Here is a 26990-nt window from a genome sequence, read left to right on the forward strand (position 1 = left end):
CTTCGACAGCAACGGGACTTATCAGACCACCAGCTCGTCCAGCGCCCGGGTATCAAAGTGGGTGATTTCATCCAACCGGTTATCCCGCACCTTATTGGTCCACTGAGGATCTGCCAGAATTGCACGTCCTACAGCAACCAAATCATACAACTGCTCCTTAACGCCCTGCTCCAGCTGGATCAGGTCAACCTGGCTTTTGGCATCTGGGTTTTCTTCACGAGTGAAGTGACCAACACGAAACTCTTTATCCAAGCCGACACTGCCTACAGTGATGACCGGCTTGTCGGTAAGAAGCTTCGTCCAGGTAGCCAGATTGTGCGATGAGTCCTCAAACTCCGGTTGCCACATGCGACGGGTACTGGCATGAAAGTAATCGACTCCGGCGTCCGCCAATGGCTGCATGATGGCACGAAGCTGCTCAGGGGTGTCTGCAATGCGGGCATCATAATCCCCCAGCTTCCACTGCGAGAAACGAAACACTACCGGGAAATCTTGACTGACCGCAGCCCGAATTGCACTAACCACTTCCAAGGCAAACCGACAGCGGTTTGCCAGTGAACCACCATAACCATCGGTACGCTGATTACTGCCCTGCCACAAGAACTGGTCTATCAGATAACCATGGGCACCATGAATTTCAACGCCATCAAAACCCAACCGTTCGGCATCAGCTGCGGCCTGGGCATAAGCCGCGACAGCAGCATCAATATCCTGCTGATCCATCGCTTTAACCGTTAGTTGGCCATCCACATACACATCTTCAGGACCGGCACCCGGCAGTTCAGGATTAGGCCAATTGCCGGGAATCCGTTCTTTACCACAGTGCCAGATCTGGGGAATGATCTTGCCACCGGCGGCATGTACTTCATCGACGACCTTTTTCCAACCAGCCAAAGCGGCTTCACCATAAAACGCCGGCACATCCGGATAACCATTGGCCACCGGGTGGCCAATATAAGTGCCTTCGGTAATGATCAGGCCAACACCACCTTCCGCCCGACTGCGGTAATAACGGGCAACATCGTCTCCCGGAATGCCATTCGGGGATTTATTCCGGGTCATTGGTGCCATCACAAAACGATTGCTCAGCGTTGTCGAGCCAAAAGGCACCGATTGAAACAATGCTTTGGCTGGGGATTCTGTATTCACGTGTATTCTCCTCAGGTATAACTTGATTAAGTATTAGACCAGTCGTCTATTTATCAGCCAAAAAAATAGTCACTCATCCGGTGACCTTGGTCAGTCCAGCGTCAGGCGCTGACGGGTGGCTTTCATTGCCGCCTCTAATGCATCGGAACTGCGATGCAGTTTGCTGATCAGGGTTGCTCCCAACCACATATGATACAGCTCTCGTGCCAGCTCATCGGCTGATTCTGTAGTGCTTATTTCACCTGCCGCGATGGCTTCAGCTATGCACCGGGTCAGCCGCAGGCGGACTTTCTCAACTCCCTGGGCAAGGGCAATGCGCATTTTTTCCGACAGGTCGGTGACCTCGGCGCTGAGTTTGACCACCAGACACTTTTCTTCGGGACATTCACTGCACTGAGTGGTCAGCCAGTACTCAAAAAAGCGCATCAGCCGCTGACTGGCACTGAGTTTTGACTCACTCAAGTAGCCTTCTAGCATCACCATATAGTCGCTGAAATAGTCCTCCATCAGCTCACGGCCAAACTCATCCTTGGACTTGAAATAGTGATAGAAGGAGCCTTTCGGCACACCGGCCTGCTGCAGAATCTCATTCAGACCGACAGCAGCATACCCCTTGCCCAGAATAATCACACGGGCAACATCAAGCACCCGTTGACGGGTATCAATGGACTTGGTTTGGGTATTCGCAGTGTTCATGACAAGTAAAATACAGCAGACTAGACCAGTCGTCTAGTAAATTACTCAACCAGCAGTGTCGGGTCAGCCACCGACAACAACGCCTGCCTGAATGAAGTAAACTGAATTTTGGCAACGCAGCAATTGCCCGCCTCGGCGGCATGGGCCTGCACCAGCCCAGTTATATCAGCAAGTGAGCAGTTATATTTATATGCCATCAGCTGTAATACCGGATGACCGTCAGGACTGGTTACAATAGCAAAAGATTGACCTGAGATATCTATCAACCGGTCATCATCGCTGAGCAACAGTCCTGACGCTTCCTGCAGAAAAGCACTTTCCGACGGCAGGAAAACTAGCTCAGCCTCCCCTTGCAGTTTCAGCAATGCCGGCCAGTTCACCGCGTTGCCTGATAAACCACTGCTGCTTTTTTCTGACCGCATTGCCAACTGCATTAGCGCCTGCATGCCGGCATCAACTAAATAACAGTGCCAGACTGACCGCAGACACCAGACCGACCATCAATGCATAACGTAAAAAGTTTTTTTTTGCGCTCGGAGCCAGTGGCTCGGCAGCAAGATCAGTTTCTGGCAGCGGCGCCGGTTGCGACATGGCGACGGTCATTTCAGGTTCTGCTATTTCTGGCATCAGCTGTTCAGTGGTCGCTAAAGACTCAGATCTGGCTATTTGGCTCACCGCTAATGTCGTATTCTCTTCAGCTGAGATAACGACGGGAGCTTCAGCAACGGGTTTGGCCGATTCAATTGCAACAACCTCAGCTCTGGTTGCAGCCGTATTCGCTTTAACCGTAACAATGATCTTAGGCTTAGGCGGTAATACCGGCTCCACATTCACCCGCTGCTCTTCATTAGCCGCCGGTTGCTGGGTACGGGTATTCACCGTTTTTAGTATGGCTACCGGTTTCGGCTTAACAGCAGCCGCCTGGCGCATCTGCGCAGCAGCCTGCTCTTCCGGGGTAGGAGGCGCCAGTCGGCTGGCAAAATCTTCTAGTTCATCAAGACCATTAAACATACGCGATTCCTCTGTCCTTGAAGGTGCTATGACCTTTCCTGCGATAGATTTGCATAATCAGCAACACAGCTTTATAAGGTCCAGCTCTTTTTGTTTTGCAGTGCAACAATACTGGCCTGATATACCCCCTTGTGTAAAGCGGTATCTGATAAACAGCACGAATTATCTATACTAACGAAAAGTCATACCGTAAGAGGCAAGCGTAATAACACCACAGGGCGGGCATTTGCGGCGGGATATAAAAAAGGCCAGCATGGCTGGCCTGAAGGTTAACTGATTTATTTGCCAAAATTTTCGTTGAGAACGCGTACTTCGCGCTGCGGAAATGGAATTTCGAAACCGTGCTCACGCATCGCTTCAAAGATCATCAGCAGCAGGTCACCACCGACGCGGTTTTTGCCGTCATCTATGCCTTCCATCCAGAACTCAACAAACATATTCACACCAGAATCACCAAAGCTGTCGATCTCACAGTCCGGCCGCTCCTCAAAAGGAATATCCTCTCCACTGATCACCTGCGGGTGCTCAGCCACTGTGCCTTTGATGATCTCAACCAATTTGCGGATATCTGAATCGTAGGCAACTGAAAAATCCACACGATACCGTTGCTTCTTGTTCTTGTGGGTCCAGTTGCTGAAACTCTCAGTCATAAATTTTTCGTTGGGGACAATGATGTCTTTGCCATCAAAGGTTTCCAGCGTGGTCGAGCGCAGGGTCAACTCCCTTACGATACCGGTACGGCCATCTTCCAGCTCAATATAATCATTCACCGAAATAGACCGATCCAGCAGAATGATGATCCCCGAGATAAAATTAGAGGCAATAGCCTGCAAACCAAAACCCAGGCCAACACCCACAGCACCACCAAACACCGCCAGTGCCGTCAGATTGATGCCCATCACCTGCAACAACAGCAGAAACACCACAAAGATAATGGCAACCTGCAGCATTTTGGCAGCCACCTCTTTAGTACGGAAATCCAGTTTATCCTGCCGCCGGATAATCTCCTGACCGGTGCTGTTTGAGACACGCCCCAGCCAGAACAATACTGAGCCAAACAGTGCCACCCGCAAAAAGCCATAGGCGGAGATTTCAATGTTGCCTATGGTCACCCGCATGGACTCAAGTATCGCAATGATCGGTCCCAGCAATTCAACCATGTGCAGAAACAATAACGGCAGGCCCACCCAGCGGAATACAAAAGCAATGAATTCGTTTTTAACAAAGTCTTGAATCAGCGTTTTGTAGACCAGCAGCATGGAAAGAATCAACGCCGTATTAGAGAGCCAGGCCTGACCGAACATCTGGTCACTGATTTCAACGGTGAAACTCAATACCAATACCGTCAACAATGGAAAAATCAGATTCCCCAGTTTACCCGCCACCCGTCTGACCGGATCCTGTTCAGCCTGCTGTTCAGGCGGAAGTGCGGCCAGAACCGGAACAAACCGCCGAATACGGTTGGCGATCACATAGGTCAGGCCAAACAGCAACACCACCAGCGCAAGCTGAATATAAGTGCCGGGTTCCATTAACACACTGACTGCCTGATCACTTACATTGGTCAGGATCTGGTTATACTTCTGGAAATCCATGCGCAATACCCCTGCCTGGCGAGTGCCTTTAGTTTTAAAAACCTATATTTATATAACAACTTATGTCAGAGCTATGGATTGAGCAAGGATGATGTCAGACCCGGTTAGACGGCTATTTTGGCCTAGCTCACAAGAAAGCAGATCCGCAGGGGGCAGAACAAATTTAGTTCTCTGTCTTCGCCATATCCTTATCAGGCTGCAGCATGAATCGACGGAACTGCTTCACGATACTGGACGCAGGAGGCTTAGACCCTGTTTACGCCAATGCCTGACCACCGATGACATCACCAGAGGGTACCGTCTCCAGCCAAACAAAACAGCAGTTTTCGGACGGTCTGGCATATGGTCCTATTCTTCATCCGCAATGAAAATTAAAACAGAAAAGCCACAAGGGCGCCTACAATCACAAACGGCAGAATCGTTGCACCCAGAGTCGCTCCCTGTGTTTCAGTCTTGGAATTAAAACTCAGATCCTGCAGCAACGTATTGTCATGTCCTGTTGCGAAGGCCCGAATCAAATCCGACACAACGTTTCAGGTCAGCGCAGACAACCAAACACATCGTCTATCAACGGGGCGATAGAACCGGCATCGGCTTGGGTCCGTGCATAGGCCCGCAGGCCAATCAACTGCACCTGAAGAAAACATGCCAAGCGCTGCGGGTCAATATCGGCGCTGATTTCACCCTGTGCTTGTGCCTGCTGCAGCAGAACCTGAAAGGCCGCCTCGATACTCTTCAGGTGGCATCGCGCTGCATCCAGCAGGTCCGCATTGGAGTCTGTCAGTTCAGCCACTGATTTCACCAGCATACAGAGTTCACTGGGTGCATCACGGCCGCCCTCAACCGCAGCAGTCACAAACTGCTTTAAGGCCTTCAGAGGTGAGTCTGTGGTCTGAATACAGGTTTGCAGACTTGCCTGCGTTGCATCGGTATAGGCCTGCAAGCTGAGTTTAAACAACCCTTCCTTGCTGCCAAACGCAGCGTAAATACTGCCGGGACGCATGTCGATATGGTCCTGCAGATTACGCATCGAAGTGGCGTGAAAACCTTTCTCCCAGAACAGGTGAGTGGCCTTCTCTACCGCCGCGTCTCTGTCGTACTTCGCCTGATTAACCATGACTCAATCTTTTTTGAACATTTGTTCAATTTTAGTTTGATCATTACCGGGCGTCCAGCCATACTGCTTTAAATTGAACGATCGTTCAAACAGCCGATCAGACTCACTACCTCTAATCAGATAACAGGAACAAACCGATGAAAGAATTCAAGCTTCACACCATGGAAAGCGCACCGGAAGGTTCTAAACCGTTTTTTGAGAATTCGATCAGAAACTACGGCTCACTCCCCAATCTGCATGCCATTTTTGGCGAAGAACCGGCCGCACTGGACGCCTACCAACAGCTACACAGCCTGTTCCAGCAAACCGACTTCAACGCTGAAGAACTCACCGTTATCTGGCAGACCATCAATGTTGCGCACGGTTGCGCCTATTGCGTTCCTGCCCATAGTCTGGTCGCGTCGGTAATGGGTGTTGCCCCGGCACTGAACGACGCTCTGCGTAACGGTGATCCGATGCCAACACCAAAACTGCAGGTACTCCACGACACCACGCTGGCGATTCTGCATGAACGTGGTCAGGTAGATGACGAAGTCCTGGAACGCTTTTATGCAGCCGGATATGAACAGAAACATATCCTCGGCATTTTGCTAGGCATGGCCCAGAAAGTGATGAGCAACTACATCAATCACATCGCCAAAACGCCATTGGATGAGATGTTCCAACCCTTTGCTAAATAAAGCCTGAGGGTTACAGGGTGACTGCGTATTTCAGCCTGGCCATACCAGCCACCCATCAATTCGAACTGTACAGGTTAACCACAACAGGAGGCCTGAAAAAGTAGTACCCCTCTCATTGCCAATCAGCATGGTGCTGAGAATCAGCTATGCTATCCCCTCAGTAACATCAGACACATTATGAATCCGACACGGCCCCACACGCTGTTGCTGCACTGAAATCCGCGCTGGATACCTAGTATCCGTTGCATCCTGACACCTGGGTAGCGCTGCAGACTATCTGCCACTGTTGCACCTTCGACAGGGGTAAACAGGGAATGACATAAGCCAACCTAGCTAGCTCTGGAGCACTGTTGCGGCAAGAAGGGTCACAGCAGTAACAACTGCGCCCACCGCGAATAATTAAGGGAAGAGTTAAAGTGATGACAGGTACAGATACTGTCACATACAATGTAATGTTAAACGACTTTTCCCGCATGTAGCGATTCAGATTTATCGTACGACTAAGCACTACATTCAGTAGCGGCACCCTGCAGCAATAGTTCAAACACCCAATGAGGAACAATATTTCTCCGCTTCCGAGCGTCTACCATTACACCAACTCGACGGCGTCTTGTTTTTCCACCTCATCTTTTGCGTCTGAATAGGTTTGAGCCACTACCCTGCACTCTTCTGCTATTGCAATAAACGCATCGAGCATATCCGGATCAAAATGCGCCCCCCGACCTTCACTCATGATCTGAACTGCTTTTTCATGGGTAAAGGGTGGCTTGTAAACCCGGGTGCTGATCAGTGCATCATAGACATCGGCAATGGCCATCAAGCGTGCCGAGACGGGAATATCATCACCTGATAAACCCTCAGGATAACCTGAGCCATCCCATTTTTCCTGATGGGAATAAGCGATCTGTTTCGCAAAGGTCAAAAAATCACTGGGTTCAGAGAGCTTTTTCTCCGCTGCAGCTAACGCATCCCGGCCGTACACCGTATGCCGCTTCATTATCTCAAACTCCTGATCGGTCAACTTGCCAGGCTTCAACAAGATAGCATCAGGCACGCCAACCTTACCGATATCGTGAAGCGGTGCCGCTTTGACCAGTAGAGTGATAGTCTCCGGCGAGAGAAAATCATGGAACTTGGGGTGGTCACATAGCTTTTCAGCCAGCAGCTTCACGTAGAGCTGAGTGCGGCGAATATGGTTACCTGTTTCAGGGTCCCGTGATTCAGCCAGTGCGCCCATTGCCTCCATTGCAACATCCTGGAGTTCGTCCAGCTTTTTGGTGCGGTCCTGCACCTTATCTTCCAGAACCTGATTTTGATGTTTAAGTACGTCTCTGGCTTCTTTAAGTGCCAAGTGATTCTTAACCCGCTCCTGCACTATGGGCGGGCTGATGGGTTTGGTTATATAGTCCACAGCCCCTAACGCCAAGCCCCGGGTTTCATCTTCCACGCTGACTTTGGCGGTTAAAAACACTACCGGAATGTCCGCTGTTTGCTGATTCGCCTTCAGCTTTTCACACACTTCATAGCCATCCATATCAGGCATCATAATATCGAGCAAAATCAGGTCTGGAGGAGATCCGGTAAAGGCAAGCTGGAGGGCTTTCTCACCATTGGTCGCTATTTTGGTGTGGTACTTTTCCTTGAGGATAGCGTGTAAAAGCGAGACATTCGCCGGGGTGTCATCGACTATTAATACTGTCTTTTTTTCACTCATCGTAGCGATCCTACTTATGCTTAGCCTGCATAAAATTAAGCTTTTATGCTTTTAAGATGTTCAGTGATCCAGATACAAACCATGTCCACATCAATCGGCTTTTCGAGAAAGTCAGTTGCACCCAGTGCCAACCCGCGAGATCGATCGCCTGAAGTATTTTTACCGCTCAGAAAGATCACTGGAATATCACGCGTTTCAGGATCAGCTTTCAGTCGTTCACAGACTTCAAAACCGTCCATCCCCGGCATCATAATGTCGAGCAGAATCAGATCCGGCTGCGGTTGCCGCGCGGCAATCTGCAGGGCTTTCTCACCATTAGTCGCTATTTTAGTGCGGTACTTTTCCTTAAGCGCACTGTTTAACACGGTGATGTTTGCGGGAACATCGTCAACCAGCAGCACAGTTTTCTGATCATTTTCACTCATGCATCACCTCTCAGATTCAGCATCGACCAAACAAGAATCACGGACAACCTTCGCTGCCAATTCAAAGTCATTATTTTCAATCGCTTCATTAAGCGTACTAAAAACCTGTTTATCCATTGTGCGGGCCAAACCATTTTCAAACGTTTTAAACAGCTCAGCCGCCTCACCTGCACCCCTATCCAGCAGTGACAAGAGCCTGGTAACATCAGGCATAGCGGGTACTAAGGGTAACTCCCCATCAATCAGCGCGATAACTTGCAACGCTGCCTCATAATCGAAGTTCTCGATATGGCCGGCCAGTTCAGCTGAGCATTCAGGTGAGGCAATACCCTGAATCAAGATACGATTTTCGAGGAAGCAGTCCTCGGCGTCACCGTCGTCGTCTTCCAACAGCTGTTTAAGCTCAGCTAAAACCTGAATCCCCCCGGCCCGGGAGCGGGCATCAAGCTGCACACCTTCCTTCAACTCAGCCGTCTCCACCGCTGCTGCGAATAGCTGAAGCGAAGCCACCATGTCATCAAGCACGGCTTTAAATAGCGGCACTTGGCGTGCTATCAACGCCATATCCTGTTGCTCAATCGCATGTTCAAGCGCTTGTGCAGTTTCCTGAATCGCCGTTGCGCCAAGATTGCCTGCAACCCCTTTTGTGGTATGCGCCACACGTTCAGCAAGCAGGAAATCCCTTTGGTTCAGTGCCGCCTGAATTTCGCTTGCTGCATTCACCTGATCTTTAGCAAACCGATGGATCAGATCACGGTAGAGCTTTCTGTTACCCCCCAGGCGGGACAGCCCGGTGTCTGTATCAAGCCCCGCAATGTCAGGTAACACGAGAGTGTCTTGTGGCTCGATGTTATCGCTACTATCCAAAGCCACCTGACCCAACCCCTCGCGTGGTTTTATCCACTGCACCAGGGCTTTATACAGGGTTACCGGATCAATCGGCTTTGCAACGTGATCCTGCATACCGGCTGCTAGACACCGCTCTTTATCGCCTGCCATCGCATTCGCCGTCATGGCAACGATAGGCAGCGCCGCATAACGGTCATCTTGTCTGATGTGTCGAGATGCCTCGAAACCGTCCATTACCGGCATCTGCAGATCCATCAACACAATGTCATATCTGCAGTCTGCAATCTTATCGACGGCAATTTTGCCGTTATTCGCCACCTCAACCTTCATGCCAGCGCGTTCAAGCAGCTCAGTTGCAACTTGCTGGTTGATCTCGTTGTCCTCTACCAACAGGATATGTGCGCCGGAGACAGTTGAAGCAATGGTCTCATCACTCACCTTGCCTTTACTGGCAGCGTTCACCCCTGCTTCTCTGCCCAGTGCCGTCATCGCGGCATCCAGCATCGACGATGCTGAAACTGGTTTGCATAACACCCCCGCAACCGTCTTACCAACCTTACGCAGCATCTCGTTGGTATCGTATGACGTCACCATAATCACCTTCGGCGGAGCCTTAAGCGATGTCATGTTGCGTAACGAATTATTGAATTCGATGCCATTCATGCGCGGCATTTTCCAATCCGTAAAGACAATACGGAAAGGTTCGTCGCGCTGGTCATGCTGGCTAATCAACTCCAGGGCTTCATCGCCGGATGCGGAGACAGCAGCGGTAAACTTCAAAGATTCTGCAGTGTGCTGCAGAATCTCTCTGGCCGCCGGGCTGTCATCGACAATAAGCACCGGCAGTCCGCGCAGATCCGGGTCAGGCTCAATTTTCAGCGTATTGGCTTCTGGGTTGATCGCCATCTGTACCGTAAAGATGAAGGTACTACCCTCGCCCGCGACACTTTCAACCCAAATATCGCCGCCCATCATCTGGGTTAACTGTTTACTGATCGTCAAACCAAGCCCGGTACCGCCATATTTCCTTGTCGTCGACGCATCGGCCTGGCTGAAAGACTGAAACAAATTCGCGACCTGTTCGGGTGTCATGCCAATGCCCGTATCCGACACAGCAATCAGCAACGTGACCTTCTCATCCTGACGCGATTTGACACCAACTTTCACGACGATCTCACCTGAATCAGTAAATTTCACCGCATTATTAACCAGGTTGATCAAGATCTGACCCAGCCTTAACGGGTCGCCATCAAGGCCACGCGGCACCTCCGATTCGATCGATATCAATAGCTCCAGGCCTTTTTCCTGCACTTTAACCTGCATCAGGCTACTGAGGTTTTCGATGGTTTCATCCAGGTTAAATGGAATAGTCTCCAGCTCAAGCTTACCCGCCTCTATTTTGGAGAAATCCAGAATGTCATTGATGATCCCCAACAGCGCATTCGCCGCCGCGTTAATCTTGTTAAGGTAATCGTCTTGACGGGGTGTCAGCTCGGTCTGCAAGGCAAGATAGCTCATACCGATAATCGCGTTCATCGGCGTTCTAATTTCATGCGACATATTGGCCAGAAACTCGCCTTTCGCACGGTTGGCGTCGTGTGCCTGCTCTCTGGCTTTAACTAGCTCGGTAATATCGGTTGAAATACCACCCAGCGCAAATAGCTCGCCAGCGACATCAAACACCGGAAATTTAAAGGTGATATAGGTGCTGATACTGCCGTCGGGATGACGGAAGGTTTCCTCAAACTGCAGGGTTTCCAGCTGTTCCATCACTTGCAGATCATTAGCTCGGAAGGCTTCAGCGACATCAGCGGGCAGCAGCTCATCATCGGTTTTACCCAGCGCAGATTGCTCGTCACTGTTAACCACCTGCTGCCATACGTTATTCACCAGTATGTAATGCCCCTCTGGATCCTTCATGTAAATCAGGGCCGGAGAGTTATCTAACACCGATTGCAGCAGTTTTCTGGATTCAGACAGGGCTTTTTCTGCCGCCTTACGTTCAGAAACATCACGCAAAGAGGTGGCCACCAGCACACCCGACTCAGACTCTATCGGGCTAAGGCTTATTTCAACCGGGACTTTAGCACCGGACTTGGTGAGTACCATCAGCTCATTGTCTTGCTCTGCCGAGCTATAGTCCGGCGACGCACTGTAAGCTTCACAATAGCTGAGATAATTGCGCCGACACTCATGTGACATCAACATTTCAACTGGCCGGTTATAGAGTTCACGCGCCTGATAACCGAACAGTTCCTGGGCGCGTCTGTTCACCATTATCACTTCGCCCTCAGCCCCGGCCACCACCATAGGATCGGGGGCGGAATCTATCAAATCCTCAAACTGATCTTTGCTCTTCCGTAGTTCCAGCGTGCGCGCCTCGACTTTATCCTCAAGTTCATCGCGGGCTCTGCTGAGCGAGCGATTGGCGCGGGCACTTATCCAGGTATTGACACCCATAAGACTTAAGGAAAGAAACAGGGTGACACCCAGCAACGTATAGAGGGTATTTCTGGAAATGACGTAGGCTTCCAGGGCTTCAGCCTCGTCAATTTCGCTAATTAACCCCAGTCCCAGTTCAGGCACCCAGCGCCAAGCACTCAGCACTCTATGATTGCGATAATCACTAAAGCCAGCCGTCTCCAGGCCGCTCTCCCCCTTTGACAGACCAAGCGCCGCAGGGGTCAATGTATCCTTGTCGAACGCTGCATCACCTAACGTCAGCAATTGAATAGGGTTCGACACCCTGATTGAGAGTGCAGTATTGCTGCCAGCAGGAATACTGTTTTTAGCAATCAGGTCCTCGGTAAAGCGGCTCTCGCTAAGCATGACACCTGAGGCGTCAACGGCATAGGTGTCCCCTGTTTTGCCGGATTGTCTACGAAACAGAATTTTAGAGAAAACATCTGATGGATTTGCAATGGCAACCACCGCACCCACCGGCCGACCCACGTAATCCAACACCGGTGCTGTGAAATAGATCTCGATTTTTTCCGTGACCGGGTTAAACGTGGGAGGAATAAACAAGGACTCACCCGAGAAGACCCGCGTTTTTAGCACCTCCATCACATGGCTCACCGATGGGGCCGAAGCAAACACTGGCGTACCGTCGGTCAATACCATTGCAAACTGCCAATCGCTGGTACCCAGATTATGTTGATCCAATAACGATGCAAGCCCATGGACTTTAACCCCATAATCTCTGGCCGAGCCTGGCTCGGCATTCAGTGTAGAAATTAAGGTTTCCAGTCCCTCTTCCCGAGCTATTAGGGTAACCAGCCTAAGTCGGCCCTGAACCCAGTAATGCAAGGTTTCATGGGTTCCATTAAGAATAGCGGTAAGTGATTGACCCGCGCGCTCACGCGCCACCTTTTCCTCTTTTTCGAGCGCATACCATGTCAGGCCGAAAATCACGCCCAGGGTTGAACAGAGCGCTAGTATGCTGAAAAATCGCAAGCGGCTGGATTGATAGAAAGATTCGGTTCCCCCGGCTGTGCGCGCGAGATAAAAAGCCACCCCGATAAAAGCCACGACCAGACCCAGGGCAATAAACACGAGCTGCATTATGGGCAGTTGCTGATCGCCGGACGTAACGCTAGACGCGACTGTATCAACCGCCGATACTACTGGAGAAAATCCGGCAAGGCATAAGCTGGAAATAGTAAGCAACGCATAAGCAGTGCGTTTTAAAGCGCCTAGCAACATTACATCACCTCCGGCGCAATAGTATCGAAGCCATATTTGGCGAGAATACTGCGATATTCCTCGGTATGAATAAATCGACTGACCTCATTTTCGAGGCTATCGCGGAAACCCGTCGCATCAGGGTATTTACGCGATACAGCGAGGGTTACCGGCAGCTCGTAAACCGACGGTTGCAGCACCATAAAGGCCGTGTCGACACCCAAGGTTTCAGCGCGACTCATAAAGTACTGCCGATTGTTGATGGCAAGATCAAAACGCCCTGAAAGCAGGCCTTTTAACTGAGTGACCGAATCAAGCACCGGGGTTTTGGTGAGGAAGTTTGAGGAATCAAAATCGGGACCGTAAGTCCAACCATAGACAATCCCAATATTAAACTGCGCTATGTTTATCAGCAGTCCATCAAAACCTATTGGGCTATCAGCACGGGCTATCAGATCCTGCGTTTCATAAATATGAGGCGTCGAAGTAAACAGGGCAAACTTTGCCCGCTCCGGGGTCTCAGACAGGTTCACCATCAAATCCTGACTCCCTGAATCCAACGCATTCAGAGAGGCTTTCATATCGGTATATTTCGTCACCCGCACGTCATATCCCAAACGTGCCAGTACCGATTGCGCTATTTCGAATGAAGCACCCACAGGCGCCCCATCAGCGTTCGTGCCATAAAATGGATAAAAATCCTCAGCCAGGGCGATGCGAATAACCGGTTTTGGTTGTGCAGCCAATTGAAACGAACAGAGAATAAAAGCAAAAGGTAAAAGAACTTTAACAAACATTCTTACCATTTTAAGATCTGTGATTAAGACACTGATGTTCGTCTGACCTGTATTTCCATCCATGTGCGGGTACCCCCCAAGTCAAGCCTATCCATTGTTTCATCGAGTCCTAACCAGCGCCCTGAGCACGTTTAAAACGGCGAAAGACAATAAAGCAATAGCCATAGGTCGTTTTGCTACTGACAGCATACCCTCTGGCCAGCGCCAACGCTGAGTAAAGACAACCCTTGCTGCGCATGCAGGTTGACCATGGGTATTACTGAGAAGACGACGTTATTACTTTGCCCGAGGAAATGAGTGCCACGCCATACATTACAGTCTTCCGTAACACAGACACTATATAAGGTTATTTCATGTTATTACTACATTTGTAGTATTTTTACAAGACAAGTATAGGTCAAAAGTAGATCAGCCACCGCATAGAAGCCGTTCGCGATACTGATGCTGTCGATATTTACTTAATAAAACATAGGCCGCCATACAAATGGCTGCTAGCGGTGCAGTCGCTATGAATAAGTATCAACACTTCAATACGCCTAAGTGTCAATCACCCACACAGCTTAACTGTGCTCGATCCGGCAGCTGTGACGCACGTGTTAGCATTGACGCAATGCTGGGGTCCAATGTGCTAAGAAACGTATCGACCGCTTGTGTGTAACAATGGTCGGTGCCCAGATCCACGTTAATCTTTCGGTGCGAAAGTGCCACAGGCAATAGTTCTGCGCGAGAACCATACGCTCTGGCTTTCACAACAAACCGCTTAGCCTGCGCGCATGGATCATCTTTACGTATGACTGAACAAACCGCTAAAAATGGCGGCAGCTTACCCGTCAGCGCATGCATAGGCGAAGCCTGCTGCCAATATGCTGGATTCTTACCAAACGCTTTTTTATACAACCGGGGCGGAGACGGCGCGCGCATAATTGTTTCGACATCATAAGCAGCTGAATCCAATGCAACTGTGCCCAGCCAGGGCTGAATGCCAGCACCGGGGCGTACTGATATCAGAGACACCAAATGCGCACCGGCTGAATGCCCCATCAGAATAAATTTATCGGGCGACCCACCCCATTTATGCACATGTTGTTGCGCGAAACGTAGCGCTTTAGCTATATCTTCGGCTTGTTCAACAGGTTGAATTTCAGGCAGCAGGCGGTAATTAACAGAGATAAAGACAAAGCCCTCAGGCACCCAATGTGCCACTTTATTTTTGATGACGGCCTTTGATGCCTTATCCCCGATCCTCCATGCGCCACCATGCACCATAAAGACCGTTGGCGCACCTTGTTGCTTAATTGCAGGGTAATACACATCCAATACCTGCTGATCAGACTCACCATAGGCAATATCCGATAGCCGGTTAATCTCATCGGACAAGGCACAAGCGTTCGCCGTAAACAGCGAAAGGCACAGCAAAAACGGATGAAGTCGAAATGTAGGGAAAAAGGCGCAACAAAGGACTTGATTGAGTGACATTAGTTTTTGCAGAGAAGGCACGGGAAGACTACCTGTCCTGGCAAAAAACGGATAAGCAGATACTTAAACGTATTAATACGCTTATCAAAGAGATTCAGAGGGAGCCATACGAAGGCATTGGCAAACCCGAGCCTTTGCGGCATGCCCTTTCCGGATACTGGTCTCGGCGCATTAACGACGAGCATCGAATTGTTTATAAAATTCATCAAGACTCCATGCTCATCGCACAGCTGCGATACCACTACTGAGCAAAGCTCATAACATTTTAATTCCATGCATGCGTGTTTTTGCTCAAGCCAAGGCCCAGAGACAAGAAGCTAAGTGACTGTATTTAATCGATAAAGTAGATGACACAGCCATTTTCCTCCATTGAAAACAAGCATGCGTGTTTTTGTGCAGGTTGTGATCAGTATTTCACAACCCACTTTCCATAATATTCTGATACTGAACTATTTTTAGTTCTGTTTCCAGCGGCAATATGGTGTCAACTTGTAAGCTGCCGACTTGAGATTGTGCCTGGTGCTACTCGGTTAAAACGTGACGACCGTAACTCGCCTCGCTCAAACAAAGCGGCCGCCTGATCCGGTTTCAGCTCCGTTGCTCGGCTACGGAGCTGGGGTAACTATCAGTGCCACACCCCAATAAATCAGCAATAAGCACACCACCAAAAACTGGCACCACTAACCCTATCTGCGAAGCCGAGGACTGGAAGGAACCACACGACAGAGGGCGAACTGTTTACTAGTTTTTCGCCCGCCTTGCTGCTGAAGCCCGCAGGAAGTTGGCGTAACCCACCAAGCTGCCGGGGCGGTTTTAGATTGTTAAGACCTTTGGGCGCCCAAAGGTCTTAACTCGCCCCCAGATGGCGAAAACCAAAAAATAAAAAAGGGCGACAGCCCCAGCCATCGCCCTTTCTTCTTAGCTTATATCGGTAAAGCTTACCGATAAAACCTATTACGCACTCAGTTCCAGCAACAGTTTGTTCAAACGGCTGACATAAGACGCCGGGTCTTCCAACTGCCCACCGGCAGCCAGACCCGCCTGATCAAACAGTACCTGTGCCAGATCGGCAAAGCGGTCTTCATCGGATTCGTGGTCCAGTTTCTGGATCAACGGATGTTCCGGGTTGATCTCGAAGGTTGGTTTGTTTTCCGGTACCGGCTGGCCAGCAGCTTCCATAATCTGGCGCATCTGCATGCCCATGTCATATTCACCCAGTACCAGACAGGCCGGTGAGTCGGTCAGACGGTGGGTCAGGCGTACCCCAGAGACTTTATCTTCCAGTACTTTCTGCAGGCGTTCCACCAGTGAAGACAGCTCTTTTTCGGCTTCTTCACGGGCCTGTTTTTCCTCTTCGGAATCGGTTTTATCCAGATCCAGCTCACCTTTGGTGATGTCCTGGAAATGCTTGCCGTCGTATTCGTGCACCTGGCTCATCATCCAGTCATCGATACGGTCGGTCAGCAGCAGTACTTCGATCCCTTTCTTACGGAAGATCTCCAAGTGCGGACTGCTCTTCGCCGCATTGTAGCTATCGGACACGACGTAATAGATCTTGTCCTGACCTTCCTGCATGCGGCTGATGTAATCATCCAGACCTACGCTCTGCTCGGCATTGCCAGTCTGAGTAGAAGCAAAACGCATCAGCTTGAGGATCTTCTCGCGGTTACTGTAGTCCTCTGCCGGGCCTTCTTTCAGTACCTGACCGAACTCTTTCCAGAAAACTGCGTATTTCTCGCCGCCCTTCTTAGCCAGTTTGGTCAGCATATCCAGGACACGTTTAGTCAGTGCGCTGCGCAGTTTATCGACGTTGGCGTCTTTCTGCAGAATCTCACGGGACACGTTAAGGGACAGGTCTTTGGAGTCGATCACACCTTTGATAAAGCGCAGATACAATGGCAGGAACTGATCTGCCTGATCCATGATGAAGACACGCTGGATATACAGTTTCAGACCGCGGGGTGCTTCACGGTTCCACAGATCAAACGGAGCCCGACCCGGCACGTACAGCAGGCTGGTGTATTCCTGGGTGCCTTCTACCTGATTGTGCGCCCAGGTCAGCGGGTCGCTGAAGTCGTGGGACACATGCTTGTAGAACTCCTGATACTCTTCTTCAGTCACATCGGACTTGTTACGCGTCCACAGGGCCGTCGCACTGTTAACGGTTTCATCTTCCGGCTGCGCGTCTTTTTCCGGCTCTTTCGGGTTGCCTTCGTCATCAAATTCCGGCGTTGGCTCTTTCTCCATAATCACTGGAATGGCGATATGGTCAGAGTATTTACGCACCAGGCCACGCAAAGCAAAGCCATCGGCAAAACTCTCTTCACCCTCTTTCAGGTGCAATACGATGCGGGTACCGCGACCGGCTTTTTCCACATCACTGATGTCAAATTCACCTTCGCCTTCCGAGCTCCAGTGGACACCTTCGGCAACGCTGACACCCGCTTTACGGGTGAAGACTTCAACCTTGCTGGCAACGATAAAGGAAGAGTAAAAACCCACACCAAACTGGCCGATCAACTGGCTGTCTTTGGTCTGGTCGCCGGTCATCTGTGACAGGAACTGGGCGGTGCCTGACTTGGCGATGGTGCCCAGATGCTCGATCACTTCGTCACGGCTCATGCCGATGCCGTTGTCTTCGATGGTCAGGGTTTTGGCGTCTTTATTAAAGCTGATCTGGATCTTCAGATCACCGTCATTCTCATACAGATCACCATTCGACAGCGCAGCAAAACGCAGTTTTTCGGCCGCATCTGAGGCGTTGGAGATCAGCTCACGCAGAAAGATATCCTTGTTGGAGTACAGGGAATGAATCATCAGGTGAAGCAGCTGCTTCACTTCAGTCTGAAAACCATGGGTTTCGGTACGGGTTTCGGTGGTCATCAACACTTATCCATCTTGATTGATTGTTGAACACGGCCGCCCTGCTACAGAGCGGCTCAACGGATAGTGTCGATATGAGGACGTTAAATTGGATTTCAACCGTTCAGGTTCATAATTGACCCTGACTCATCATCAGAGTTTTCAGGGTCGAGGATTTAAACTCACGCCGGTAGAGGATAAATACCACCCCGCCGGTCAGTGCCATAAAGAACCAGGGATTGATAAACCAGCCCAGCACCGCGATGGCAAAGTAGTAACTGCGCAAGCCTATATTGAAGTTATTAGCCGCCATAGAGGTCATCTTGGCGATACGCCCGGCGTGAGCATTGGCCTGCTCTTCGCTCACCGCTTCGGTGGGCAATGGCGCACCACCGATCATTATGGAAACAAAACCATACTGACGCAGGCTCCAGGTGAATTTAAAGAAGGCATAGATAAACAGCACAATCAGCACCAGCACTTTCAGTTCCCACTCGGCACGGGTGGCGGGATAGACAAACGGCAGGTCGGCCACCACATCGATCGCTTTCTGGGTGGAGCCAAGAATGGTCATCAGACCGGCCAGTATCAGCATGGTGGTGGAGGCAAAAAAGGACACCCCCCGCTCCAGGTTGGCGATAGCGGTAGTATCAGCAATACGTACCTCACGGGTCAGCATGCGCAGCATCCATTCATGACGGTACATATGCAGCAGGCTGGCCAGACAGGGCGTATCATAGCTGCGCTTGCGGGCGTAAAACATATACCCCTTAAAGCAGGTCAGGAACCAGAGCAAAGCGAGAAGGTTCAACCAGTTAGCGCTGAAAAAACTGACCAGTGTTGACATCTGCCACTCTCCGGATGAACGTAATCTGATGATACCCTTCGCGCGATTGCGATGGCATACTGCCGTTCAGCATAAACAATCACAGGTTATAAAAACAGACCCATGTATATCGATCTGACAGCCCTGTTCTGGCTGACATTGATGGCCCTGATGATTCTGCACTGGTGGCAGTCGCAGCAGGTAAAAGAGATCGCCCTGCGCCATACCAGTAAGCATTGCCGCGAACTGGACCTACAGTTTCTGGATGAGAGTATCAGTTTGCGGGCCATCTGGCTGAAACGGGATAATCAAGGTCGGATACGGTTCTGGCGGGCGTACAATTTTGAGTTCTCATCTACCGGCGAAGAACGCTATACCGGCAGGGTTGTCACGTTGGGACGGCAGGTGATCGCCCTGCACCTGCAACCCCACCGCATACATTAAAGCATGGGGTAGTTGCGTTGCGTTAAATGCCGACCACCTCGGGTCGCAGACTGTAGAAGATATATAACACTTCAGCTTTTACGGCATCGCCGTGGCCATTTTTATCCAGTGCGGCCATGGCATCGTCAACCACGGTCATAAACTCATTGTCACTGATATTCATGTTCTGGTGGGCTACCGCCATCTCCTTACCCTGATAGATTTGTGGTCCACCGCTACCGGTGATAAAGAAATCCCCTGCCAGCTGTTTCAGCTGACCAACATCGGAATTTTTAAACCGTGCCGCTATCAGGGGATTGGCGCAGTGCAGATCTACCACATCGCTGGCAATGCTGCGAATGCCGGCTTCACCGCCCAATCTGTCAAATAGAGTTCCGCTCATGATCTTGCTTCCTATTAATTATTGTTAGGAGCTTAGAGTAAAGACTACTTAACCGATCTGTGCCGGGTTTGTTCGCTGCAAGGCGGATCAGGAAGAGCAGGTCAGGCAGATCGCCCCAGCCCAATCCGGCGGACTTTCGGCATAATAGGCAAACTGCTTATTCGGCTGCATCGGCTTGCGTAGCAACGCCAGCAGGTCATTGACCAGGGTAAAATCACCGTCGGTGGCGGTACGGATCGCCTCCTGTGCCATGTAATTACGCAGGACGAACTCGGGATTGATCTTGTTCATCTGCTCAGCCCGCTGCGCTGCGGGTTGGTCTTCGCGCTGCAACCGGTGCTCGTAACGCAGTAACCAGTCATTGATCGCCGCTGGGTTACGCAGCAACTCCATCAGTTTGGTCAGACTGGCCTCACTACCATCAAACTCGGCCAACCGGCGGAAGAAACGGTTCATATCTACCGCCTGTTCAGTGAACAGCTGCAGCAGGTCATCCACCAGCTGCGTATCCTGCTCCTCGGCCTGCGCCAGACCCAGACGGCCACGCATCTGTTCAAGAAACGCAACTTCGTAGAGCGCAGGATAGCCATCCAGTGCCTTAACCAGCGCATCCTTATCGACCAGCGTTAGCAGAGTTTGCGCCAGACAGGCAAGGTTCCAGTGCACCACAGCAGGCTGCTGAGAAAACGCATAGCGGCCCTTGTGATCATTCTGATTGCTGATGGTGTCTGGCTTATAGGTGTCCATAAAACTGAACGGGCCGTAGTCGAAGGTTTCACCAATCAGCGACATATTGTCGGTATTCAGTACTGCATGCACAAAACCATACGCCTGCCACTGAGCCACCAGCTTAGCGGTACGGCGAATGATTACCTGTAACATCGCCAGATAAGGGTTGTCCTGCTCAAGACAATCAGAGAAGTACCTTTCCAAACAGTAGTCCGCCAGAATTTTCAGATCATCATGGCGACGGCTGTAATAGAAGTACTCAAAGTGGCCAAAGCGCACATGACAGGGAGTGACCCGCAGCACCGTGGCGCAAGGTTCCATGCCGCCATCACGCATCGCCAGTTGTTTACTGCCGACCAGACAGAGTGCCCGGGTGGTAGGAATTCCCAGACCGTGCATCGCTTCACTCACCAGATATTCACGAATGCTGGAACGCAGCACCGCACGACCATCTCCAAAGCGGGAGAACGGCGTTTTACCGGCGCCTTTCAGGTGCAGATCCAGCCGCTCCCCTGCTTCATTGATCACTTCACCCAGCAGTACACCACGACCATCGCCAAGATCCGGGTTATACACCCCAAACTGGTGGCCCGTGTATTTCATGGCGATAGGATCAGCGCCGGGCAAACTGGCCTGACCCGAAAAGATTTCCGCCAGCCGATCCGGTTTTAACGCACAGGGGTCAAGGTCCAACCACTGCGCCACTTCGGTATTCAGGCTGATTAGGTATGGGTCTGTCAGCGGTGTTGGTTTTACCCGCTGGAAGAAGTGCTCTGGCAGTTGGGTATAGCTATTATCAAATGACAGGGTGTCGAGGGTATGCATAATAATCTTATTCAATCGGTGATAGAGATACCCTAGCATTTTACTCTGGTATTATCACCTCCCCTGTCCTGAGTAATAGGTGTTTTGCGTGCAGATTCAGGCTATGCAACAAGCGATCTGGCAGGTCGTCAGTCTGATACCTTCCGGCAAGGTAGCCACCTACGGCCAACTGGCCAAATTGGCTGGATTTCCCGGTCAGGCCCGGGCTGTGGGACGCTGTCTCAGCCAACTACCGGAACAGAGCCAACTGCCCTGGCATCGGGTGATTAACGCTCAGGGGAGGATCAGCTTTCCGGCTGACTCAGCAGCCTATCGAGAACAGAAGCAACGCTTACTGGCAGAAGGGATCGAGATTGCGCGCGGGCGTATCAGCTTACGTCTGTATGGCTGGCAACCCTGACCAGAACGAACCCTCGCCTGGCCAATAAAAAACGGCAATCTGGCTGAGGGTAGAGACGGTTCAGCCAGATTGCCGCGATGGTACAACTATTAAAGTAGCCTATGGCTTACTTTTTAGTGTCTTTCAACGCTTTCACAAAGTCTTTGTTCAAGCCGTTGTTTTTCAGTTTCACCTGCCAAACCGCGTCACCGAAGCCACCAGGGACATCATCCAGATTGGTAGAAGCCGGATGCTGTACAGCAATGGCAAACTCGGTGGGTTTCACCGGATTGAACACCATTCCGGTAGCTTCTGAACCGCGCACCCGCAGGCTCATGAAATGATCTAGGGATTCTGCAACACCGTCGTTATCCAGGTCGCGTACAAACCAGGTATCACCACCGGTGCTGCTGCTATTTGGCGCATCTTCAATGATGTAGATATTGCCCAGAGCATCCTGTGCCAGGTTATCCGGTGAGTTGAGTACCCCCGTAGTGCCAGGGAAACCAAGGTTTTTCGCCGTGTTCGCTTCGCTGGCGAATTCACGCACCATCGCATCACCACCCGGCAGCATCTCTACGGAATATACCGCCTGTTCAGAGGTCGCAGTGAAATACAGCACTTCGTTACCAGAGGCCAGCGTGCCGACTTCGACATCTTCCGGACGGCCAAATGGCGTCGCGTTAACATCATCTGCAGCGACACGGCCCGGACGGCTGGAACCGGTTTCAGAGTTATCGTATGGATTGGTCACGTCTGGCAGATCGTTACCGTTCTCATCGGTAATCGCCACCCAGGTTGCATGACCTGTGCGGGTCAGGCCGATATTCGGCGCACGGTCCCAACGCTGTGCGGCATCACCATCAAACGCATCAACCGCCAGTACAAATACCTGACCACCGGCAACGTAATCACCTGCGGTATTCAACACGATCTTGTAGATAGAACCGGAGCGGTCTTCATCAACAAAATAGATGGTTTTATTGTCATCCATTTTAGAAAAGCCAATGCCTTCATGTGACACCCGTGGGATGGAAGTCAGTACACGCCAGTTGCCACGCATATCCGCCTGTGGGTTCAGCGGTGCTGCTGCCAGCGGGTCAAGGATCTCCACTACACGGCCGGTACCGGACCACTCTTCCGCCAGCCACAGGGTGCCGTTTGGTGACAGACGCGCCGGATCGAAGGCACCAAAGTCAAAACTCCAGTCACCTTCTGCACCGCGCTGATCGCCCGCAAACAGCAGTTCAGTGACATCGTTTTCGATGTCGTAACGGGAGACCCCGGCACCAATGGAGGTTTCATGGGGGATAAAAATCTGTTTGCCATCTTCTGAATAAGCCAGCATATCGAACATGGATGCGCCAGTGCCCAGACCCGGTACCCGCTGTACCGACTGATTCAGATAGGTTTCTACTTCGTGCAGACTGTTCAGGTTTTTGAACTGCAATCCTTCAGGAGCAACAAAGGGTGCCTGCATTTCGCCCTGGTCATTGGCTTCACCCACCAGAGCAGAACTGGTCAATGGTGTGAAATAAGGTTCAGTACCGGCAGTCGCAGCCTGTGCCACCGCAAAGGCTAGCAGGCTGACAGCAAAGTTCATTGGTTTCATCTGACTTCTCCATGTAAATGTTTACTTGAACGAGCAACCGCGCATAGGGAGGGGTTAAGGTTCAGCGCACGCACATCATGCAGGTCCTTTGTGACCGTGACTTGACGAAAAAAAGACGACTTAAATAATTCATAATCACTACCGACAGGCTCAGGGTTGTTCTGCCAGTTGCGATGATGGCCCCGCCTGCCAATCCAGGCGGATATCCCAGCGATAGAACTTTTCATCTGGTAGTGTTGGTGCGGTTTGCATGTCGATTTTTTCGAACACGTTGTCAGGTGGGCTAACAGTCGCGTCGCGACCAAACATAAAGTCCTGCTCCGTCACGATCACCTTGTAGGCTTTGTTCAGCTCCAATGCCCGGGGAATCGAGGGCACAATCAGATCATAGACATCCCGTGCCTGGGCAATTTTGGCAGCATCCAGGCGGGTGCCCGACTGATCAAACCAGCGTTGCTGCATCTCGGGATTGCTGCGGAACTCACCGCCGCCGCCAACCCGTTCCAAGTAGGTGATAATTTCACCCTTTAGCTCACCCATATTGGGGGCATCCGGCATACCTTTAAGGTTGATATAACCCCAGCCTTTAGCACCGTCGACCTTGCGCGGAAAACTGAAGGTCTTGTCAATGGTGGCACCGATCGATGAGTGACAGCCCATGCAGAACAGGTTTTCTTCATAACTGGCTACGCGCAGTTCACCATTCACGTCTTCAATAAAGCCCTGTACCGACCAGCCAAAATCGTTATCCAGTCCATAGTCGCCGACACTTTTATACTGTGGCAGGTGGCCCAGCTCTTTCTCGAAGATCTCGCTTTCATATTCCCGGGCGTAGTTGTCCTTGCGCATGCCAACCCATTTTTTCAGGTAGCGCACCTCTTTCATGCGTTTGGAAACAGTGATTTCACCGTTATCGGTAATACCCAGATACCGCACCGTATGCAGAAACTCGGTGCCTTGCGGATACAACGAGGTATCTTTGAAATAGCCGTTGGCGGCCCCCTGATAGTCATTAGCGGCCAGTATCTCAGTCACCACGCTGAGCTGGTTATCGCCATTCAGGTCGCTAGCCAAAACACGTTCATCCACCGGCAAAGAAGAGATGCGTGCCAGCCCTTTCAGGTTGGCCTCGACCAGTGCCAGATTCGCGCGATACACATCCAACGATGGCAGGCCTTTGGCATCGGTACGGTAAGGCTCAGCCAGCCGAATCATGACATCATCAGTAGAGCCGTTGGTGGGCCAGAAGGTACTGGGAAAAGGTTTGTAGTTAAACGCCACCCAACCACTGCCATCCAGGGCAAAGCCAAACTGATCAAATGCGGCAGCACCCAACTGCAGATTTTTCAGGTCAGGCACCCAACCTTTGAAACCCGCCTGCAGCAGGCGCTCGCTGAGTGCGCTGTAGTTATCTTGATCAACCCAGGCCAAAATTTCGGCATCACTGATCGCCGCCACTTTGTCACTACGGTCCTCAAACAGGTTCTGCCAGTGGTTGGTAACACCGACATCAGAGAAGTTGTAGGCCAACTGCTGCTCGCCATCCTGCATCTGGTTTTCCCGGCCTGGAACGGCATCCTGATGGCAGACATAACAAGGGTTATAGGTACCCTCTGTGCGGGTATAGCACTGCGGCGGAATCGGCGCTTCGGCATTAAATACAGTATGCACCGGGCTAACACCCTCCAACCGATCACCCCAGATACCGCCCTGTTGCTGCAGTTCATTTAGCAATTGCTGATAGAGTGGCTGTGTAGTGATATCGGCCTGCTTAGCAGACTCTGACATGCAGCCAGTCATTACAGTCGCAGCGGTAATAAGACACCACAGGCGGGTATGGGAGTATTCGAACATGGGGCGCATCCTGCTGAGTTAAAATTTCTGCAACAGCCTAATGCGCAATTATGACTGCCACATGACCGTCATTAATGGCACTCTGGTCTGCTACTCTGTCAAACACAGCTGTGATGTTTCAGCCAGCCTGTTAATTCTGGAGATACAGTGGAACCGATTCTGTCGATCAATGATGTCAGCAAAGTCTATGCGTCAGGGCATCATGCGCTCAGGGGTATCAACCTGACCATCCAACGCGGCGAAATCTTCGCCCTGCTCGGCCCCAACGGGGCCGGCAAAACCACCCTTATCAGCATTATCTGCGGCATCGTTAATGCCAGTGGTGGCACTATTCAAGCAGATGGCCTGGATATCCAGCGCGACTACCGCGAGGTGCGCAGCCTGATTGGTCTGGTTCCTCAGGAGCTGGCCACCGATGCCTTTGAAAGTGTCTGGGATACGGTCTGTTTCAGCCGGGGCTTATTCGGCAAGGCACCTGATCCGGACTATATCGAATCTCTGCTGCGCCAGTTGTCGCTGTGGGAGAAAAAAAGTAGTCGTATTCTCGCCCTGTCGGGCGGTATGAAACGCCGGGTGATGATCGCCAAGGCGCTGTCCCATGAACCACAGATCCTGTTTTTGGACGAACCCACCGCCGGTGTCGATGTGGAACTTCGCCGGGATATGTGGGAGATGGTTCGCCAACTGCGCGAACGTGGCGTGACCATTATCCTCACCACCCACTACATCGAAGAAGCGGAAGAGATGGCCGACCGTATTGGGGTCATCAGCCGGGGCGAACTGATTCTGGTAGAGGAAAAAACCGCACTGATGAACAAGCTGGGACGTAAAGAGCTACAGGTCCAGCTACAAAGCCCACTGACAGAGGTGCCCGCCGGACTAAGTGGTTATAACCTCAGTCTGAGTGAGGATGGTCAGACCCTGACCTACCACTTTGATGCCCAGCATGACCATACTGGCATTGCCGAGCTGATGCGCAGCCTCAGTCAGCAGGGGCTGGACTTTAAAGATCTGCAATCGCGCCAGAGTTCGCTGGAGGATATTTTTGTCAGTCTGGTGGGAGAACCGCGATGAATATTCACGGCATTCTGGCGATCTATCGGTTTGAGATGGCGCGTACCCGGCGTACCCTGATGCAAAGCATTATTTCACCGGTACTGTCCACGTCCCTGTACTTTATCGTGTTTGGCACCGCCATCGGCAGTCGCATGGGTGCTATCGACGGCATCGACTACGGTGCTTATATCATTCCCGGCCTGCTGATGCTGTCTCTGTTGAGTGAGAGTATCTCCAATGCCTCTTTCGGCATCTTTTTTCCGAAGTTTTCCGGTACCATTTACGAAGTGCTATCGGCACCGGTTTCACCGCTGGAGGTGGTCATTGGATATGTCGGTGCCGCTGCCACCAAATCGATGATGATCGGCGTTTTAATCCTGCTGACGGCAAGACTGTTTGTCGACTACAGTCTGGATCATCCCCTTTGGGTAGTGGGTTTTCTGCTGCTGACGTCCATTACGTTTAGCATGTTTGGTTTTATCATTGGCATTTGGGCGGATGACTTTCAGAAACTGCAGTTGATTCCGCTGATGGTGATTACCCCACTGACCTTTCTTGGCGGTGCATTTTATTCCATCAACATGCTGCCGGAACCCTGGCAGTCGCTGTCACTGTTTAATCCGGTGGTATATCTGATCAGTGGCTTGCGCTGGGCGTTTTATGGCGCGGCTGACGTGAATCTGGCGGTAAGCCTGAGCATGACGCTGCTGTTCCTGTTTCTCTGTTTGACCGGCACCTGGTGGATCTTCCGCACCGGCTACAAACTCAAACAGTAAGCCCCCGGAACAGTTCGCCCCGCATCAGCGGGGCGAATAATCGTGCAGCCTG

General features: G+C 51.2%; 23 protein-coding genes. 6 read left to right on the top strand and 17 right to left on the bottom strand.

Annotation, left to right across the window (positions count from 1 at the left end; translation table 11 throughout):
• Window positions 1-21 precede the first annotated feature (21 nt).
• The 6 genes from ACFVYJ_RS04120 to ACFVYJ_RS04145 all read right to left on the bottom strand — a co-directional run bounded on the left by ACFVYJ_RS04120 (window position 22) and on the right by ACFVYJ_RS04145 (window position 5568).
• Entirely contained in the window at window positions 22-1149 is a 1128-nt protein-coding gene (locus ACFVYJ_RS04120; protein ID WP_419413573.1) for an NADH:flavin oxidoreductase, read from the bottom strand.
• A gap of 90 nt (window positions 1150-1239) precedes the next feature.
• The gene (locus tag ACFVYJ_RS04125) at window positions 1240-1845 is read right to left on the bottom strand and encodes a TetR/AcrR family transcriptional regulator (RefSeq protein ID WP_419413572.1); all 606 of its coding nucleotides are present in this window, start codon (window positions 1843-1845) and stop codon (window positions 1240-1242) included.
• 41 nt (window positions 1846-1886) lie between these two features.
• Window positions 1887-2279 (bottom strand): DUF4144 family protein, encoded by a 393-nt coding sequence (locus ACFVYJ_RS04130; RefSeq protein WP_419413571.1) that lies wholly within the window; start codon window positions 2277-2279, stop codon window positions 1887-1889.
• 19 nt (window positions 2280-2298) lie between these two features.
• Window positions 2299-2856 carry a hypothetical protein gene (locus tag ACFVYJ_RS04135; protein ID WP_419413570.1) on the bottom strand — a complete coding sequence of 186 codons (558 nt, stop codon included), beginning with the start codon at window positions 2854-2856 and terminating at the stop codon, window positions 2299-2301.
• 278 nt (window positions 2857-3134) lie between these two features.
• Complete coding sequence (locus ACFVYJ_RS04140) at window positions 3135-4451, bottom strand: mechanosensitive ion channel family protein (RefSeq protein WP_419413569.1); 1317 nt, start codon at window positions 4449-4451, stop codon at window positions 3135-3137.
• Window positions 4452-4989: 538 nt separating this feature from the next.
• On the bottom strand, window positions 4990-5568 hold the full coding sequence (locus tag ACFVYJ_RS04145) for a TetR/AcrR family transcriptional regulator (RefSeq protein WP_419413568.1): 579 nt from the start codon (window positions 5566-5568) through the stop codon (window positions 4990-4992).
• A gap of 137 nt (window positions 5569-5705) precedes the next feature.
• Between ACFVYJ_RS04145 and ACFVYJ_RS04150 the strand changes: the two genes are divergently transcribed.
• Window positions 5706-6248: a carboxymuconolactone decarboxylase family protein gene (locus ACFVYJ_RS04150; protein WP_419413567.1), complete on the top strand. Its 543-nt coding sequence runs from the start codon at window positions 5706-5708 to the stop codon at window positions 6246-6248.
• 589 nt (window positions 6249-6837) lie between these two features.
• Here ACFVYJ_RS04150 and ACFVYJ_RS04155 read toward each other — a convergent pair.
• The 5 genes from ACFVYJ_RS04155 to ACFVYJ_RS04175 form a co-directional block, all read right to left on the bottom strand.
• On the bottom strand, window positions 6838-7962 hold the full coding sequence (locus ACFVYJ_RS04155) for an HD-GYP domain-containing protein (protein ID WP_419413566.1): 1125 nt from the start codon (window positions 7960-7962) through the stop codon (window positions 6838-6840).
• Between the two features lie 35 nt (window positions 7963-7997).
• Window positions 7998-8387, bottom strand: coding sequence for a response regulator (locus ACFVYJ_RS04160; protein WP_419413565.1), 390 nt, complete (start codon window positions 8385-8387; stop codon window positions 7998-8000).
• 3 nt (window positions 8388-8390) lie between these two features.
• Window positions 8391-12941, bottom strand: coding sequence for a response regulator (locus ACFVYJ_RS04165; protein ID WP_419413564.1), 4551 nt, complete (start codon window positions 12939-12941; stop codon window positions 8391-8393).
• On the bottom strand, window positions 12941-13726 hold the full coding sequence (locus ACFVYJ_RS04170) for a substrate-binding periplasmic protein (protein ID WP_419413563.1): 786 nt from the start codon (window positions 13724-13726) through the stop codon (window positions 12941-12943). Before ACFVYJ_RS04170 ends, ACFVYJ_RS04165 begins: the two co-directional genes overlap by 1 nt.
• Window positions 13727-14260: 534 nt before the next feature.
• On the bottom strand, window positions 14261-15094 hold the full coding sequence (locus ACFVYJ_RS04175; RefSeq protein WP_419413562.1) for an alpha/beta hydrolase: 834 nt from the start codon (window positions 15092-15094) through the stop codon (window positions 14261-14263).
• A 92-nt stretch (window positions 15095-15186) separates the two neighbouring features.
• On the opposite strand from ACFVYJ_RS04175, the gene ACFVYJ_RS04180 reads away from it, so the two are divergent.
• Window positions 15187-15441 carry a Txe/YoeB family addiction module toxin gene (locus ACFVYJ_RS04180; RefSeq protein WP_419413561.1) on the top strand — a complete coding sequence of 85 codons (255 nt, stop codon included), beginning with the start codon at window positions 15187-15189 and terminating at the stop codon, window positions 15439-15441.
• A 706-nt stretch (window positions 15442-16147) separates the two neighbouring features.
• On the opposite strand, the gene htpG is transcribed toward ACFVYJ_RS04180, so the two are convergent.
• Together htpG and ACFVYJ_RS04190 are read right to left on the bottom strand one after the other, a co-directional pair.
• Window positions 16148-18076 (bottom strand): molecular chaperone HtpG, encoded by a 1929-nt coding sequence (gene htpG / locus ACFVYJ_RS04185; RefSeq protein WP_419413560.1) that lies wholly within the window; start codon window positions 18074-18076, stop codon window positions 16148-16150.
• A 109-nt stretch (window positions 18077-18185) separates the two neighbouring features.
• On the bottom strand, window positions 18186-18902 hold the full coding sequence (locus ACFVYJ_RS04190) for a DUF599 domain-containing protein (RefSeq protein WP_419413559.1): 717 nt from the start codon (window positions 18900-18902) through the stop codon (window positions 18186-18188).
• A gap of 102 nt (window positions 18903-19004) precedes the next feature.
• Between ACFVYJ_RS04190 and ACFVYJ_RS04195 the strand changes: the two genes are divergently transcribed.
• Window positions 19005-19325, top strand: coding sequence for a DUF3301 domain-containing protein (locus ACFVYJ_RS04195; protein ID WP_419413558.1), 321 nt, complete (start codon window positions 19005-19007; stop codon window positions 19323-19325).
• A gap of 22 nt (window positions 19326-19347) precedes the next feature.
• On the opposite strand, the gene ACFVYJ_RS04200 is transcribed toward ACFVYJ_RS04195, so the two are convergent.
• Window positions 19348-19707 (bottom strand): group I truncated hemoglobin, encoded by a 360-nt coding sequence (locus ACFVYJ_RS04200; protein WP_419413557.1) that lies wholly within the window; start codon window positions 19705-19707, stop codon window positions 19348-19350.
• 87 nt (window positions 19708-19794) lie between these two features.
• Window positions 19795-21261 (bottom strand): protein adenylyltransferase SelO, encoded by a 1467-nt coding sequence (locus ACFVYJ_RS04205; RefSeq protein ID WP_419413556.1) that lies wholly within the window; start codon window positions 21259-21261, stop codon window positions 19795-19797.
• An 88-nt stretch (window positions 21262-21349) separates the two neighbouring features.
• On the opposite strand from ACFVYJ_RS04205, the gene ACFVYJ_RS04210 reads away from it, so the two are divergent.
• Window positions 21350-21661 (top strand): MGMT family protein, encoded by a 312-nt coding sequence (locus ACFVYJ_RS04210; protein WP_419413555.1) that lies wholly within the window; start codon window positions 21350-21352, stop codon window positions 21659-21661.
• A 106-nt stretch (window positions 21662-21767) separates the two neighbouring features.
• Here ACFVYJ_RS04210 and ACFVYJ_RS04215 read toward each other — a convergent pair whose 3' ends face one another.
• Together ACFVYJ_RS04215 and ACFVYJ_RS04220 are read right to left on the bottom strand one after the other, a co-directional pair.
• Window positions 21768-23252 carry an alkaline phosphatase PhoX gene (locus ACFVYJ_RS04215; protein WP_419413554.1) on the bottom strand — a complete coding sequence of 495 codons (1485 nt, stop codon included), beginning with the start codon at window positions 23250-23252 and terminating at the stop codon, window positions 21768-21770.
• A gap of 150 nt (window positions 23253-23402) precedes the next feature.
• Window positions 23403-25106, bottom strand: a complete 1704-nt coding sequence (locus ACFVYJ_RS04220; RefSeq protein WP_419413553.1) for a hypothetical protein — start codon at window positions 25104-25106, stop codon at window positions 23403-23405.
• Between the two features lie 147 nt (window positions 25107-25253).
• Between ACFVYJ_RS04220 and ACFVYJ_RS04225 the strand changes: the two genes are divergently transcribed.
• Both ACFVYJ_RS04225 and ACFVYJ_RS04230 read left to right on the top strand, forming a co-directional pair.
• Entirely contained in the window at window positions 25254-26180 is a 927-nt protein-coding gene (locus ACFVYJ_RS04225) for an ABC transporter ATP-binding protein (RefSeq protein WP_419413552.1), read from the top strand.
• The gene (locus tag ACFVYJ_RS04230) at window positions 26177-26938 is read left to right on the top strand and encodes an ABC transporter permease (RefSeq protein WP_419413551.1); all 762 of its coding nucleotides are present in this window, start codon (window positions 26177-26179) and stop codon (window positions 26936-26938) included. The genes ACFVYJ_RS04225 and ACFVYJ_RS04230 overlap by 4 nt, the downstream gene beginning before the upstream one ends.
• Window positions 26939-26990 lie beyond the last annotated feature (52 nt).

The organism is Pontibacter sp. JAM-7 (genome assembly GCF_048548695.2).
In the GTDB taxonomy this organism is placed as follows: Bacteria; Pseudomonadota; Gammaproteobacteria; order Pseudomonadales; family Balneatricaceae; genus Neptuniibacter.

What these genes read in the sequence shown, in the direction of transcription:
- htpG (WP_419413560.1), bottom strand. Translation starts at nt 18,076, where the DNA reads ATGACCACCGAAACCCGTACCGAAACCCATGGTTTTCAGACTGAAGTG.
- ACFVYJ_RS04200 (WP_419413557.1), bottom strand. Translation starts at nt 19,707, where the DNA reads ATGAGCGGAACTCTATTTGACAGATTGGGCGGTGAAGCCGGCATTCGC.
- ACFVYJ_RS04195 (WP_419413558.1), top strand. Translation starts at nt 19,005, where the DNA reads ATGTATATCGATCTGACAGCCCTGTTCTGGCTGACATTGATGGCCCTG.
- ACFVYJ_RS04190 (WP_419413559.1), bottom strand. Translation starts at nt 18,902, where the DNA reads ATGTCAACACTGGTCAGTTTTTTCAGCGCTAACTGGTTGAACCTTCTC.
- ACFVYJ_RS04160 (WP_419413565.1), bottom strand. Translation starts at nt 8,387, where the DNA reads ATGAGTGAAAATGATCAGAAAACTGTGCTGCTGGTTGACGATGTTCCC.
- ACFVYJ_RS04220 (WP_419413553.1), bottom strand. Translation starts at nt 25,106, where the DNA reads ATGTTCGAATACTCCCATACCCGCCTGTGGTGTCTTATTACCGCTGCG.
- ACFVYJ_RS04135 (WP_419413570.1), bottom strand. Translation starts at nt 2,856, where the DNA reads ATGTTTAATGGTCTTGATGAACTAGAAGATTTTGCCAGCCGACTGGCG.
- ACFVYJ_RS04205 (WP_419413556.1), bottom strand. Translation starts at nt 21,261, where the DNA reads ATGCATACCCTCGACACCCTGTCATTTGATAATAGCTATACCCAACTG.
- ACFVYJ_RS04130 (WP_419413571.1), bottom strand. Translation starts at nt 2,279, where the DNA reads ATGCAGTTGGCAATGCGGTCAGAAAAAAGCAGCAGTGGTTTATCAGGC.
- ACFVYJ_RS04165 (WP_419413564.1), bottom strand. Translation starts at nt 12,941, where the DNA reads ATGTTGCTAGGCGCTTTAAAACGCACTGCTTATGCGTTGCTTACTATT.
- ACFVYJ_RS04140 (WP_419413569.1), bottom strand. Translation starts at nt 4,451, where the DNA reads ATGGATTTCCAGAAGTATAACCAGATCCTGACCAATGTAAGTGATCAG.
- ACFVYJ_RS04215 (WP_419413554.1), bottom strand. Translation starts at nt 23,252, where the DNA reads ATGAAACCAATGAACTTTGCTGTCAGCCTGCTAGCCTTTGCGGTGGCA.
- ACFVYJ_RS04170 (WP_419413563.1), bottom strand. Translation starts at nt 13,726, where the DNA reads ATGGTAAGAATGTTTGTTAAAGTTCTTTTACCTTTTGCTTTTATTCTC.
- ACFVYJ_RS04230 (WP_419413551.1), top strand. Translation starts at nt 26,177, where the DNA reads ATGAATATTCACGGCATTCTGGCGATCTATCGGTTTGAGATGGCGCGT.
- ACFVYJ_RS04155 (WP_419413566.1), bottom strand. Translation starts at nt 7,962, where the DNA reads ATGAGTGAAAAAAAGACAGTATTAATAGTCGATGACACCCCGGCGAAT.
- ACFVYJ_RS04125 (WP_419413572.1), bottom strand. Translation starts at nt 1,845, where the DNA reads ATGAACACTGCGAATACCCAAACCAAGTCCATTGATACCCGTCAACGG.
- ACFVYJ_RS04150 (WP_419413567.1), top strand. Translation starts at nt 5,706, where the DNA reads ATGAAAGAATTCAAGCTTCACACCATGGAAAGCGCACCGGAAGGTTCT.
- ACFVYJ_RS04145 (WP_419413568.1), bottom strand. Translation starts at nt 5,568, where the DNA reads ATGGTTAATCAGGCGAAGTACGACAGAGACGCGGCGGTAGAGAAGGCC.